Annotated in this window: 10 protein-coding genes; 3 read left to right on the forward strand and 7 right to left on the reverse strand. The window is 54.9% G+C overall.

Features of this window, described 5'->3' with window-relative positions:
* Position 1: 1 nt before the first annotated feature.
* The 7 genes from gspF to HEQ34_RS11270 all read right to left on the reverse strand — a co-directional run bounded on the left by gspF (position 2) and on the right by HEQ34_RS11270 (position 11,231).
* A complete protein-coding gene (gene gspF, locus HEQ34_RS11240) occupies positions 2-1,219 on the reverse strand; it encodes a type II secretion system inner membrane protein GspF (protein WP_296200424.1) in 1,218 nt (405 codons plus the stop codon).
* Complete coding sequence (gene gspE, locus HEQ34_RS11245; RefSeq protein WP_296200425.1) at positions 1,212-2,768, reverse strand: type II secretion system ATPase GspE; 1,557 nt, start codon at positions 2,766-2,768, stop codon at positions 1,212-1,214. The genes gspF and gspE overlap by 8 nt, the downstream gene beginning before the upstream one ends.
* Positions 2,768-4,951, reverse strand: coding sequence for a type II secretion system secretin GspD (gene gspD / locus HEQ34_RS11250; protein WP_296200438.1), 2,184 nt, complete (start codon positions 4,949-4,951; stop codon positions 2,768-2,770). Before gspD ends, gspE begins: the two co-directional genes overlap by 1 nt.
* 2 nt (positions 4,952-4,953) lie before the next feature.
* On the reverse strand, positions 4,954-5,742 hold the full coding sequence (locus tag HEQ34_RS11255; RefSeq protein ID WP_296200427.1) for a type II secretion system protein N: 789 nt from the start codon (positions 5,740-5,742) through the stop codon (positions 4,954-4,956).
* Positions 5,743-5,948: 206 nt separating this feature from the next.
* A complete protein-coding gene (locus HEQ34_RS11260; RefSeq protein ID WP_296200429.1) occupies positions 5,949-8,642 on the reverse strand; it encodes a TonB-dependent receptor in 2,694 nt (897 codons plus the stop codon).
* A gap of 80 nt (positions 8,643-8,722) precedes the next feature.
* Positions 8,723-10,294 (reverse strand): hypothetical protein, encoded by a 1,572-nt coding sequence (locus HEQ34_RS11265; RefSeq protein ID WP_296200430.1) that lies wholly within the window; start codon positions 10,292-10,294, stop codon positions 8,723-8,725.
* 556 nt (positions 10,295-10,850) lie between these two features.
* Positions 10,851-11,231: a hypothetical protein gene (locus tag HEQ34_RS11270; protein WP_296200431.1), complete on the reverse strand. Its 381-nt coding sequence runs from the start codon at positions 11,229-11,231 to the stop codon at positions 10,851-10,853.
* A 372-nt stretch (positions 11,232-11,603) separates the two neighbouring features.
* Between HEQ34_RS11270 and HEQ34_RS11275 the strand changes: the two genes are divergently transcribed.
* The 3 genes from HEQ34_RS11275 to HEQ34_RS11285 all read left to right on the forward strand — a co-directional run bounded on the left by HEQ34_RS11275 (position 11,604) and on the right by HEQ34_RS11285 (position 13,777).
* A complete protein-coding gene (locus tag HEQ34_RS11275; RefSeq protein ID WP_296200432.1) occupies positions 11,604-11,771 on the forward strand; it encodes a hypothetical protein in 168 nt (55 codons plus the stop codon).
* Between the two features lie 180 nt (positions 11,772-11,951).
* Positions 11,952-12,722 carry a UDP-2,3-diacylglucosamine diphosphatase gene (locus HEQ34_RS11280; protein ID WP_296200439.1) on the forward strand — a complete coding sequence of 257 codons (771 nt, stop codon included), beginning with the start codon at positions 11,952-11,954 and terminating at the stop codon, positions 12,720-12,722.
* Entirely contained in the window at positions 12,719-13,777 is a 1,059-nt protein-coding gene (locus HEQ34_RS11285) for a glycosyltransferase family 1 protein (protein ID WP_296200433.1), read from the forward strand. Before HEQ34_RS11280 ends, HEQ34_RS11285 begins: the two co-directional genes overlap by 4 nt.
* The last annotated feature ends 337 nt before the right edge of the window (positions 13,778-14,114 follow it).

Raw genomic sequence — 14,114 nt, forward strand, 5'->3', positions numbered from 1 at the left:
TCTACAGTCCTGTAAGATTTTGAAGTTGAAGGATAGGCAGCAATATAGCCAATATGATGACAGCGACCACCCCGCCCATGGCGACAATGATCAAAGGTTCAAGCAGCGACAAAGCGGTGCTGGTGAAATTATCAAATTCGCGTTCCAAATATTCGGCAGCACGTTCGAGCATGATATCCAACTGTCCTGCGCTCTCGCCGCTTGCCGTGAGATACACGAGCAAAGGCGGAAAAACACCGCTGGCACGCATCGCGCCTGACAGGCTACCCCCGCTACGCACGGACTCGACGATATCGTCATTTGCCGCAGATAACACTTTATTGCGAATGGTGCCGCCCGTCAGGCGCAAGCCCTCTAACAACGGTAAGCGGCTTGCAACCATGGTGGCCAGTGTCCGTGCCATGCGTGCGGCGTGCAAGTTGCGCAAAAGCTTTCCAAGCACCGGAATGCGCAGGACATTGCGGTCCACCGCCAAACGGAAAGCTGGCTGTTTTAAGGCTTGCGCGAAAACGAAAGCACCCAGCAAGGCGACGATGATCAGCACCCAGTAATAATTCGCCAAAAATGCGGAAATGCCAATCACAATCCGCGTTATCAGCGGTAATTGCTGATCCACATTGTCGAATTGTTCAACCACGCGCGGCACGACGGACACCATCAACCCCATCACAACCAGGATCGCAACGAGCGACAGGATCGCCGGATAAGCGAGCGCGCCAATCAACTTACCACGCATCTCCGCCTGCCGTTCTAGGAGCACAGCAAGCCGTTCGGTGATCAGCGGCAATGTGCCCGCGCCCTCCCCTGCGGCGATCATTGCGCGATACAAAGGCGGAAAGCTGTTGCTTTCGCGCCGCATAGATTCGGACAAACGCTGGCCTTCAACCACGCCCGCGTGAACGCCGGTCAATATCTGACGCACAACTGGCTGCTCGCTCTGACGACTTATCGTCCGCAGCGCCTCTTCCAAGGGTGATACTTGCGCCAAGGAAGACAATTGCCGGGTGAACAATGTCAGCTGCTTTACGTTCAACCGTGGCTGCCGTTTCAGCGGCAGGTTGGCAAACACCGATGCCCGCACTTCGGCAGGCGCAATGCTCACAATATAAAGTTTTTTCGACACCAATGCTTCGCGTGCCAGATCATCATTGGCCGCAGATATCCGCCCGCGCCGCTCGCGCCCGTCAGGGTCGATGGCGTGATAGGCAAATTCAGGCATCAACGATGTCTTCACGGCGTGAAATGCGAATAGCCTCCTCTGGCGTGGTGTCCCCGCTTCGCACCAATTTGCGCGCGGCGGCACTTAAATTGGGTTGGTTCACAAAGGCATGGCGCGCCAATATGGCCTCATCGCCGCCGTCATTGATCAAGCGACGGATGGTATCATCCACCCGGACAGCCTCAAACACGCCAATGCGACCCAAAAAGCCAGTATTGTTGCATTCAGGGCAACCAACCGCCTTGTAGACTGCCGTGCCCTTGTCAAAACCAAGCAACGACGCGGCATTACCGTCGGCCTGAACCGTTTGGCGGCAATGCGGACACAGGCGACGCACAAGTCGCTGCGCGATGACGGCGCGCAGGGTCGAGGCCAGCAAGAAAGGCTCAACCTTCATATCGCGCATACGCGTTATGGCACCAAGCGCATCATTTGTGTGCACCGTGGTCAGCACCAAATGGCCGGTAAGCGCCGCTTGCACCGCAATATCGGCGGTTTCACGGTCCCTGATTTCGCCGACCATGACGACGTCAGGATCCTGCCGCAAAATCGCGCGCAGGCCAGCGGCAAAAGTCATACCTACTTTCGCATTCACCTGTGTCTGGCCAATGCCTTCAACGGCATATTCTACCGGATCTTCAACCGTCAGTATGTTGCGGGAACCGTCATTCAGGCGCTTTAGACCCGCGTATAATGTGGTGGTCTTACCCGAACCCGTCGGTCCAGTGACCAGAATAATACCGTTGGGTTCAGCCAATGCTTCGCGCAATATTTTTAGCGTCTCTTCCGACATGCCCAGCAAATCGAGCGAAATCCCTGCATTTTCATTGTCGAGGATACGCATCACTACGCGCTCGCCAGCACGGCTGGGTAAGGTCGACACACGCACATCGACCATCTTTCCACCAAGCGTCAGGCCAATACGGCCATCTTGCGGAATGCGGCGTTCGGCAATGTCGAGCCGCGCCATGACCTTGATACGGCTAACAACAACAGGCGCTACATTGGCGGGGAGCCGAAGCCGTTCCTGCAACACGCCATCGGCACGCATACGGATGACGAGGCCAGTTTCATAAGGCTCGATATGAATATCCGAAACACCTTGCCGCACAGCCTCTGCTATGATGCCGTTAATCAACCGGATAACGGGGGCGTCGTCCGCGCTGTCGAGCAAATCATCGACACTTGGCAACATATCGGACAACAGATCGCCGTCGTTATGGCCTATTGAACCCGCCATTGCCGCTGCACTTCCATCCATTGCATAATGGTCGGACAGATAGCGGTCAAAGGTCTGGTTATCGGCTATCTCAACATCGAACGGCATCGCCAGATAGCGCCGCACTTCCAGCAGCATGAGCGGATCTGCACCTTCGCGCATGGCAACGATTAAACGCGCGTTGCTCTCATGACGCAAAACTAGGCCGTGCGCCTTGGCAAAGGCATAAGGCAGATCCAGCAATGGCGTAATTTGGGCAACAGTGATGGGCGCGTCAGTTTCGGCGTCAGTCACGTCCTGTCGTTCCAACGTTCCTTGCGGACCTGTCATTATTGTCCATCCCCACTGGCAGCCGATATGGCGCTCGCAGGCACATCAGCAGGTTCAAGTGCGCCGCCTGCCGGAGGCCGCGTCAGATTGCCGTCTGCGCCGATCATGATGTCGTTCGCCCGCGTATTTGGTTCAGTTGGCGGCGTGGCGCCCATATAATCGCGCAGCAATTCATCGATGCTCGGCTCAATATCCGGATTACGCACCCGTTGCATGTCGCGTACATAATCATAACGACGCGCGGTCAAACGATCACCATCTTGCCGGGTCCGCAAGATTGTAGGCCGGATAAACACCATCAGGTTCGTTTTGCTTCGGCTGCGGCTGCGCGACTTAAACAGCTCACCAATAAGCGGAATGTCGCTGAGCAACGGAATACGCTCAATCGTGCGGCGCTCGTCATCGTTAAGCAGCCCGCCTATCGCCAGCAATTGGCCATCGCCGACCGTCAACGTGGTCTCGAATTCGCGTTTGTTGAGGACAAGATCGTTGGACCGCGAAGATACAGGGCCCGCAACGCTTGACACCTCTTGCTTGAGGAACAGCTTCACATCGCCTTGCGCGTTGACCTGCGGCGTGACCTCAAGCTTGATGCCGACTTCCTGACGCTGCACGGTGCGGAATGCATTTTCAAAGTTTGCGGACAATTGTTCGCCCGTGCTGACCGGCACTTCTTGGCCGACCAGAAACTTCGCCTTTTGGTTGTTCAGGGTCACAATATGCGGCGTCGCCAAAAGGTTTGATTCCGTGTCCGATGCAATTGCGTTGATGATTGTGCCAAAAATCGCATTGTTACCGATATCGAGGGCGAAGCCGCCAAAGCCGCCCGTCGCGCTTAAAATAGATGCCGCCGCCGCTTCTTGCAGGCTATCACCCAAGGCGCTGCTGGTCCCGGTGGTCGTGGTGTTGCCGTTCACAGTCGTCGTCGTGCGCGTCAACTCCTCGGCCCCAATGGCACCTGCTATTGTCAGGATATTGGGCGAAGCGTTGGAGTAATTGGTCGCTGCAAAAGGCGCGTCCTTGCCCCCCACGAGGAATTGCACGCCAAGCTTTTTGGCGGCCTCATTGCCGATTTCCACCACAATGGCTTCGACCAGAACCTGTTCAGGCCGTGTATCCAATTGCCGGATCAATTCGCCCAAGCTGCGCTGGACGTCCGGATTAGCAGCGACGATGAGGGCATTTGTGCCTTCATAACGCGTCACAACAATAGGCCCGCGTCCGCCAATGCCGTTCGTGCCTGCGCCAGAAGATGTCGCAACGATTGGCGCGGATGGGGCAGCCGGCGCTCCGCCGTTCGCAGGTGCAGCTACGGACGGCATGTCGCTGGCCCGCGCACCACCGCTTTGTCCGCCAATCAGCGATTGGACCGTTTCAAGTAAAGTTTCGGCGTTCGCATGCTCAAGCCGGTAAACACGAATTTCCGCCCCAGATTGCGCACGGGCATCTAATTGCTTCGCCATTTCGGCAAAGCGCGCGACGGATGTTGGGTCGCCGCGCAACGCGATTGCGTTGCTGCTGTCGATGGCAGCGATCGATACCGGCGCACGCGCGCCTTCGCCCCCGCCCTGGCCAGCCAATCCCTGCAATGCCGTCGCAATTTCGCGTGCGCCAGCATATTCGAGCGTCACAATCTGCGTGGCTGCACTGTCGCGGTCAATCTGGCGGATGAGATCGCGGATCCGGCGGATATTGTCGGCATAATCGGCCACCACAAGGCTATTTGCGCTGCGGTTCGCCGTTAGCGAACCTTCCCGGCTGATTAACGGACGAAGCGTTTCCACCGCCGTGGTTGCGTCAATCGACCGCAAGCGGAACACTTCGGTTACAAACTGGCTGGCGGATTCGGCCCGGCTTCCTACGCGTGTTGGCTGCGTTGCCGCGCCGTCCGAGGGCTGAATGCGATATCCCCCGCCGCGCATGGGAATGGCGACAAGGCCATTTGCACGCAATGTCGACAAAAACACTTCGAAATATTCCGAACGCGACAATGGGCGGTCGGTCACAACCGACACCTTACCGCTGACACGGCCATCAACGATGAAGGTTTGTCCCGTAACGCGCGCGGCGTCTTGCACAAAAGCGCGGATGTCGGCGTCGCGGACGTTCAATGTCTGCTGCGCGATGACTGGCGTGGTAAAAATAAGCGTGCTGCACGCCAACCATAAGGAGAATTTACGGATCACTATTGTTCCAAATTTAGAGCGATGGGGACCTTTGAACCGCCGCGTTCGACTTCGACGCTTATGCGGGCTCCGGGTCGGAATTGTGCTACGACGTCAGTGGCGGATGAGACGGGACGACCATTGACGGCGACAACGATGTCACCTGGCTGAAATCCAGCGAGCCGAAGCATGGACCCGTCGTCCTGGGCCTTCAAAACTAGGCCAGTGACCCTGCCTCCTTCGTTGCGCGGCGCAAAGCCAATGGCCTTTTGCAGCGTTCGGGCGTTCAACCCTCCCGTGGAGGACAAGCCAATTGCTGGTTGAGGCGCATCTCCAGAGGGGCTGACCGTTTCCGCCGGAACCGACTGATCCAGATACAGTGACTCCTTCACCCCGCCGCGCGACAATATCACATGGTCAAAAGCAACTGAGTCCAACGTCACGCCCGGCGCAACTTCTTCACCCACGGCAAAACTATTTTGGATACCGTCCTCGCCAGCAATAATGGCGGAACCGCCTCCTGAGCTTTCATTTGCGCGCACGCCAAACAAAACCAGGCTTAAGGACGTGACATTTTGCGTGGTCGCTGCGGGCGCATCGGTGCGATAAAAAGGATCAAAGCCCCTAAAAAGCGCGAGCCGAGCCGATGGTGAAACCACACTGACCGATGGCGCGCGCCATCCGGCAAGAGGTCCAACCGGTATGACAACGACCCAAAAAAGCCGCGTCACCTGAATAGCCAGAAGGACGACAATCAAAGCAATAAGGACATTGCCAACAGGCAGCAACGTCAGCGCACGAGATTGCACCCTAACCCTTTCAGCCAATGATCTTGCCACAATACCCCCCTGGCGACTCCACGCGTTGAAGCGGGATTAAGACGCCGTTGTGACCTAAAAGTGAAGTTAAAATGACATTTTCATGACGATCACTGCCTACAGCGTGCACGATAGGCAAAACAAAGGCGGCACGTTGATGACAACATGCCGCCGTAAGTCAGGGAGTTGTAAAACCGTTAAAAATTTATTTCAACGCCGATTGAGGCACTGATGCCCTGCTTGTAGCGGTTGTAGAAAATCACATTATCACCGCTTTCCTGCCGTTCCTGATACTTTGTATTGGTTAGGTTACGCAATTCAAACTTCAGCTCAGCCTCGTTACCGCCAACGGTAAAGCCTTCGCGTGCAACGAAATCCAACTGGATGCCGGGGCGTTCCTTGATATCAGGTTGCCCCGATGCGCCTCGGCTGGTGACCCGGTCGGTTGCAAATGTGAACAATATTGTCTGCTGCGACAGACGTTCGGTATCTTCCAAGCCAAGCTGCAGATTGACCAGATGATCCGACTGGCCAGTCAAGGGCGAACCATTGGTGAAAAAGTCGAGCGCGCTTGTTGAGGATGAGTTAAACACAGCAACGGGGTCGCCTGCCTTCACGCCCAGCTTTGACTGGGTGTAGGTGTAGTTTACGATTGCCACTGCGCGGCGAGTGGCGAAAAAGCCCTTTTCACCTATGCCCGACAGATCGAAATATTTCTGTGTTTCGATTTCCACACCGTACAAATCTGCCTTTGGCGCATTGGCAAAGCTGGTGACAACCGAGTTATCATCAAAGCTTGAGAAGGACTCGATGGGACTGTCAATCCGTTTGAAGAATGCCGCTACCGTAAAGCGTTGGTCACGATCGAAATAATACTCGTAACGCGCTTCTGCGTTATACAACTGGCTGTCGGTCAATAACGGGTTCCCGCGGAACAAGCGGTTCGAATCGGTGTCATAAAAGTTCTGGAAAATCAGTTCGCGGAATTGCGGACGGGCAATTGTTTTTGACCCGCTTACACGGAATTTCATTTGGTCATTGATGTCCCACGTCAATGTCGCGGCGGGCAACCAATATGCACGATCAAGACTGGTGGAGGCTAACGACGCCGTAGGCACATTGAAAACCTGCACGGGCGCAACAGATTGCGTCGCCTTTTCATAACGCACACCGATGTTAACGCTGATTTCAGGCGTGATGAATGCCTGAATCTGGCCATAACCAGCATGGGTAAGTAATCCCGCGTCAAACACTGGGTTGGCTTCGTTGGTGTCAGTCAATGTGATTTTATAAAAATCGATCACATCAGGTTGCAGCAAGAAATCCGGACGGAAAAGTGCCGAAACGATTGGTGTCCCGCCTGGCGCAGTAAACAAAAAGTCACGACGCTCGGTACGGCGCTTGGTGTCAGCATAGGCATAACCAACCGTACCTGTCATATCCGGCGTGATCTTGAACGACAAATCAGCACTTCCCGACCAGAGGTCCTCGTTCAGGTAGGAATAACTTACCTCAGCGCTGCCCTGCTGTCCGTTGTTCAGACGGTTGATGAAAACCTGTCCAAAGGGATCTGACGCTTGGTTGCTGCGATAATATTCAAAACTGAATTCATCAGGCGCTTCCCGCTTTGAATTGGCATAGCCAACACGGAAACTGAAGTTCACGTCGGGCGATAGCTTGAATTCGCCAACAAGTTGCGAATTAACCAACTGCCGCTCATACCATGCCGTGTCCTGCTGCAACAATGTCGCAGTTGGCGAAAGGTTTTGCCGCGTACCGATTCCGAGACGCGCTTGTTTCAGCGTGTCGCGAATGAAGACATTGGTCCAACGCACCTTTTGCTCGCCCGCTTCGATGCCAAAGCCAACAAGGCCGTTAACAACGAGGCGGTTGTCAGTTATAACCTTCCGAAAATCCAATTCTTTCTGGCTGAGGTCAAGCGTCGATGCCGTCTGCTGCAACGTGTCGCGTGTGCGCCATTTGTTGCTGTAACCTGCGTTGAACAGGATACCCATTGTGGCATCGTCACCAATTTCGAAATTGGTACCTCCGGTAATATTTGCCGAACCATTTGCTGGCAGATTATAATCACGCTGCACCACGGCATTGCGTCCTGTCACCAACTGGCTTGCAATGGCTTGCGTGTCGACGCCGCCGGTACTTATGCGCTGACCACTGGTAAGATAGCCCGCCAGAGCGGGCCTTAGATCACGATTCCCATTGTCAAAGCCGCTCCAATCGGAGGAGCTGCCATAATATGTGTAGCCAAGCTGATTAGTCGTTTCGCCGTTAATGCTGGCATCGGCGCTCATCGTCAGGAAGGTTTCGCGCGGGATTGCTTTGGTGGTCAAATTGATCACGCCGCCGCCAAATTCGCCAGGAAAGTTGGCGGAATAGGTTTTCTGGACCAGTGACGAAGCAATGACGCTTGTCGGAAACAGATCAAGGGGAACAACGCGTTTCAGAGGCTCAGGGCTCGGTAATGGCGAGCCGTTCAGCAAGGCTAAAGAGTAGCGATCACCCAAGCCACGCACATAGACAAAGCCGCCACCCACGACGCTCAAACCCGTTACGCGCGAGAGGGCCCCCGCAATATCGCCTTCACCTGTCCGTTCTATATCTGCCGCTGAAAGCACCGACACAACTTGCGGTGCATTTTTTGAAATATTGCGATCCAGATACCCTCGGACAACAATTTCTTCACCGCCGAACGATACGTCAACCTCTTCCTGTTCGGCAGGTTGTTCCGCTGTCTCGGTAATTGCGCCTTCTGGCGATGGTTCTGCTGCTTCGGCTGCCGCAGGCTCGGCGCTTTGCGCGAATGCCAACGACGGCGCGACAAGTGCTGACGTTACAAGCAACAGGCTGATTGCCCCCAATGGCTTCAACATTTTCATTCCCTTTTTCATATTTAAAAAAGGGGCGGGGTGCCTGGCCATGCCTGCACCCCACCCCAATCAGTTATCGCCTATCAATAGGTAGGGAGTGAGGTGCAAAGCCCGGTAACGCTTGTGCCGAATGTGGCGGTCGCGCTGTTGCAAGTCCAACCAGCATACCAGGTGTCATTGGCATCACGCACCGCACCAACATAGGTCGTTGCGTCAAAGAAAGCATTCAACGTGCTCGCATTGAATGCACTCACTGCCGTTTCGCTCGCACCATTGATGAACAAAGATGTGAGGCTCGGCGTGAACGCGCTGTTGTTACCATTGCTTCCCGAACCGAAAACACCAGCAACTTCTGCTTCCGATACGCCATTCGAACCGCGGAACGCTGGTGTGCCACACTGAGCAACAACCGAGCGGACCAAAGGTGCGCCAGCTTCATCTATGCTCGCGTCCGCAGTTGCCGAAATTGTCTGCGGGCGGCTGATGCGCAAGCAGGACGTGTTCGGGCTAGCGATGACGCCATTGACCAACGAATAATCGGTACCACCGCGAAGGAGGATTGCCGAGAGGTTGCCAATGTTGCTGCGCTGGATGAAGGTAAAGTTAGCAACGCGGGTATTCTGACGCGGCGTGTTGCCGTCCAGAGCGTTATCCGAGTCTGCCTCGATCATTGAGTCGCCCGCGCCTTGACGTTGAACTGCAATCACATACTGGAAGTTTGCCTTAACACCGGTGTCAGTGTCGAGATTGTCATCATCGGCGCCAACGGCAACGAAATACTTCATGTTTACGCTGCCACCGAAGAATTCGGCAGCATCGTCCGAGCTGTTGAACGATTGAATGTTGTTCAACACCGTACCCGAACCAACGCCACCCGTTGTTAAAGCCTGAAGCTCCGAGTCACCCGACAAAACAAACCCAGAATAACGGATTTGAACATAGCTCAACCGACCGCTATTGTCGGCAGAGTTCGCACCGCCATAACGCGCCGGATCAACTGCGCCTTCAACCTGACGCTCGCATGCGGCAGTGCCTGGTGTGGCTGCTGGTGCAAGGCAATCGGTGATGGGCGCACGACCGTTAAGAACGACACCGCCCCATTGACCGATCGAACTATCGGTGTTCAAGCCTAGAACATTGTCGCGGCTGGTGAAGATGATGGGCAGTGCGGCAGTACCGATTGCATTGATGCGGTTGCCGCGGTTGACGTTCAACCACGATACGCCGGTGCCACCAAAAACGATAACGCCAGGTGCGATGGTCAGGGTTACTGCTGTGTTGGTGGACGTAGCGCCTTGGTCGGTACCGACATCAACGCGGCCGCCCAAACGATACAAAAGGCCTGTTACCTTTGGCAAAGTAGTGCTGGTGTTAATCTGTGCTGGCAAGGTGCAGACGCGATAAGTGCCGGTTGGACCCGTAATAGTGCCGCTATCGGTCAAACCCTGCGCATCGGAAATTGTGGGGCAGCCCGTCGCAGGCGTAACTGTTGCCGGTGGCGGCGGTGGGGGTGGCGGCGGAGGCGGTGGAGCAGGGTTGTTGATGGTGATGTTACCACCGGTACCTGGCGACGCGATATCATCTGCGCCACAGCCAGTGACAAGGACGGCTGCTGCTGTCGCATATACGATCCCGCGCAATTTAGGGTCAAACATTCTTATTCTCCGCAACAAATATGGCTTGCCCGATTATAGGCAGTTGCAACGGACCAGCGACGAATCAACATAGGTCCCACCCGTTGACCTTGCCGCCGATAGGGGACGCCTATGACAAGGCTGTGCGTATCACATTGCAGTTGGAAGAATATTTTGCGTCAGTAATATGACAAATCGCAGGCCACTTGTTACCGCGGCCCTGTTTCCAAACAAAAAAAGCGAGCCTGTCCGGCTCGCCCTTTTTTAGCTTTAACAATACTAAACTTCAGCGACGGTGGCTTAGGATCAGGACCTAGGGTCAGGACCTATTAATCCACCTTCGCGGCGTCAAAATGGCAAAGATATCGAAGCAAAATGGCCGCCGCAGGCAGTAATTCTGCCTGCAAGGGCATTTTGCTTTGAGATCGAAGCCATTTTGGCGTCCGAAGGATTTGACCCATTTTGTCCATTGCCGCGTTGGCAAGCTTGGACTTAGAACCACTAAGCCCTGCGCTTGCCGCCTTGCACTGAACAAAATGGCCTCAAACCGCGAAGGTGGATTTAAGTGGTCCTGACCCTAGCGCGTCGCGACCCGCGTTTGCAGATTGGCGAACGCCTCGCGTGCTGCAACCTTGGAATTCATCACGCGGCCATCGGCTAGAACCAAGTCCACGCTTTCACGCGCCTGCATCGCTGCCTTGAAATACCCAGCTGCCTGCTCGGTCTGCCCCATACGAGCATAAGCGCGTCCGAGATTAAGCAGTTTTGCAGGGTCATGCTTGCTGACCTGCTCGCTGGCCAAGATTTGTGAGACCGCGCGCTCATTATCACCGCGCATGAGGGCTTCATATCCGATGGAGCCCTTTGGGTATGAAATTTCGCCAACTGCACCCGGATTAGCCTGTGCTGCAACTGAAATAGTTCCGGCGATCAAGGCGCCCAACAACATCATTTTCATAGCGATTCTCCTTATCCTGCCAACTATGTTACACTTTAATGACAGTCTTGCAACATTAATGTCATAAAAATGTAATGCTAGGCGAATTGCCGAAAAACATCCAACGATGTCGCATATTTAAGTCATAAATATTATATGAAAACAGTATAATAACCGCATGAAGCGACCATGTACCTTCCCTAGTGCGCCGACGGAGACATACGCAGGGAAGGTTAAATCATGCGCACCTTTACCCACGTCAATTTTGGCTAAGCAGGCGGTTTCTCCAGTCTTGTCTCGGGCGTCCCTCATAACGCCGAAAAGTAGAAAGGCGGCGCTGACCAGCGCATCACGCAAGGCAGCTATGCCCAAGGCGTGCGCGGCGTGCTGCCAATGGCAACGTGGCCCAGGCGCGCCAACTTTGCGCGGGAAAAACGTTACTCCACGACGGTCTATCTGACTGCGCTTGACCATGAACAACATGGAAAATATCCCGATATGGCGGCCGCGCGTGCGGAACTTAATGGCAAGAAAACTGTCATTGATCTGCCATACGCCTGACCCATCGGTCGGCTACCCCAGTTACGTTCGAAACGCGTCTGGTGGGGGTAAAAGCAGATGACATATTCACTATTTAGCAACGCTGACACAATTGACGCACCGCGCCTTGAGCGAGATAACAAAGGTCCAAAGCTACCAATTTGGTTTGATAAGCCCGAACCGCGAAGCTTTCAGCCAAAGATGAAACTGCGCACGGTTTGGATATCGGACGTGCATCTTGGCACTGCGGGTTGTCAGGCCGGACTGCTCAGCGATTTTCTGCATTCGGTTGAGTGCGAAACGCTATACTTGGTCGGTGACATTGTTGACGGTTGGAGATTGCGTAAGGGCTGGTACTGGCCGGACCAACATAATGAGGTCATTCGCCGTATATTGAAAATGGCGCATCGGGGCACCCGCGTCATTTACATTCCCGGCAACCATGACGAAATGTTCCGTGACTATGCGGGCCTCAGCTTTGGCGGCGTCGAAGTGCAGTTGGAGGCGATCCACACAACGGCTGACGGGCGCAATTTGCTTGTCACACATGGCGACGCTTTTGACGGCATTGTGCTATATGCGCGCTGGCTCGCCTTTTTGGGTGATCAGGCTTACACATTGCTGTTGAAGGCCAATATCATCCTCAATGCCGTCCGGCGCAGGTTCAACCTGCCATATTGGTCGCTTTCATCTTATTTGAAAAAACGTGTAAAAAACGCTGTCCAATTTATCGGTCAATATGAAGAGGTCGTGGCGCGTGAGGCATCGCAGCGCGGCGTCGAAGGCGTGGTCTGCGGTCATATCCACTGCGCCGAAATTCGCCAATTTGGGTCGATAACCTATTATAATGATGGTGATTGGGTTGAAAGCTGCACCGCGTTGGCAGAATCCAAGGATGGCACAATATCCATCATCGACTGGGCAGCGCATGTGCGCAATCGCGCCGCGACCCAAGCGGTCGTCGAAGCATGAGGCTGGCCATCGCGACCGATGCCTGGGCACCGCAAGTCAACGGCGTAGTCCGCACTTTAACCGAAACGATAACCCACCTAAAAGCACGCGGACACACTGTTGAGGTTGTTGCACCTGACAAGTTCACGACCATTCCCTGCCCTGGCTATCCGGAAATCCGACTGGCGCTTGCGCCGCGCTTTGGTGTGCGTAAGGCGCTAGGGTCGTTCAGGCCCGACATCGTCCATATCTCAACCGAAGGCCCCATTGGCTGGAGCGCGCGCGCATGGTGCATCAAACACAAAGTCCCCTTCACCACCGCTTTTCATACCCGGTTTCCCGAATATGTTGCCGCACGCACGCGGCTGTCACCGGACTTCATCTGGCCCATTATGCGCACATTCCACAGGGGTTCGCACGCGGTCCTGACGGCGACACAAAGCCTGCGGAACGAACTGGAAAGCCGCGGCATTCAACCAACACAGCTTTGGTCGCGTGGAATTGATCATGCCGTGTTCCATCCAGACCAGCCCACCCATCCAAGCTTAAAACATCTTCCCAAGCCGATAATGTTGTCTGTCGGACGCGTAGCTGTAGAAAAGAATTTGGAGGCATTTATTGACGCCGATGTCCCCGGAACGAAGGTCATCGTTGGCGACGGCCCTGCCCGCGCGCATCTTCAGGTGCAATATCCCGACGCCGTCTTTCTTGGGACGCGCCAGGGTGCCGAGCTTGCCAGTATTTACGCCTCTGCCGATGTTTTCGTATTTCCAAGCAAGACCGATACTTTTGGACTTGTCATGCTTGAGGCGCTTGCAACTGGCGTTCCGGTGGCCGCCTATCCCGTTCAGGGGCCACTGGACATTATCGGTACCGAGGGTCGCGGGCCGCATAGCAGGCTAGACCGCGCGATTGGCTGCCTTAAGCCCGATCTGACGGAGGCAATCAACGGGGCACTGGCGCTTGGTCGTGCCGATGCTGCAAATTATGGAGCCCAATTTTGCTGGGACAAATGCACGAGCCAATTTGTGAACGGCATTACAAAAGCAGGTCATTCGGGCGCGCTAGCCGCGTAAGCAAATGGCGATCAATGCCGTGCGGTTCGGTGGTGACTTCGGGCCAAGGCTTTGGGATTCGCCCCATCAGTCAAGTTGGACACACCGAACTAACAAAGGGAGGATTCGCAGGCAGTGTGTCCGAATAGCTAACAGCGAAAAGCCATCATTGTTCCCGCATTAGGCCGCGCTGCTGCTTAGGGTCAGGACCACTTAAATCCACCTTCGCGGTTTGAGGCCATTTTGTTCAGTGCAAGGCCGCAGAGCGCAGGCTTAGTGGTTCTAGCACTACTTTGGCACTTTCTCATTATTGATGAATTTTCGGCAATGCGGGCATAGTGTTGGCGGCGGTTGGGCG

Origin of the sequence: Sphingorhabdus sp. (assembly GCF_023910635.1) — a bacterium.
Classification (GTDB): Bacteria; Pseudomonadota; Alphaproteobacteria; order Sphingomonadales; family Sphingomonadaceae; genus Sphingorhabdus_B.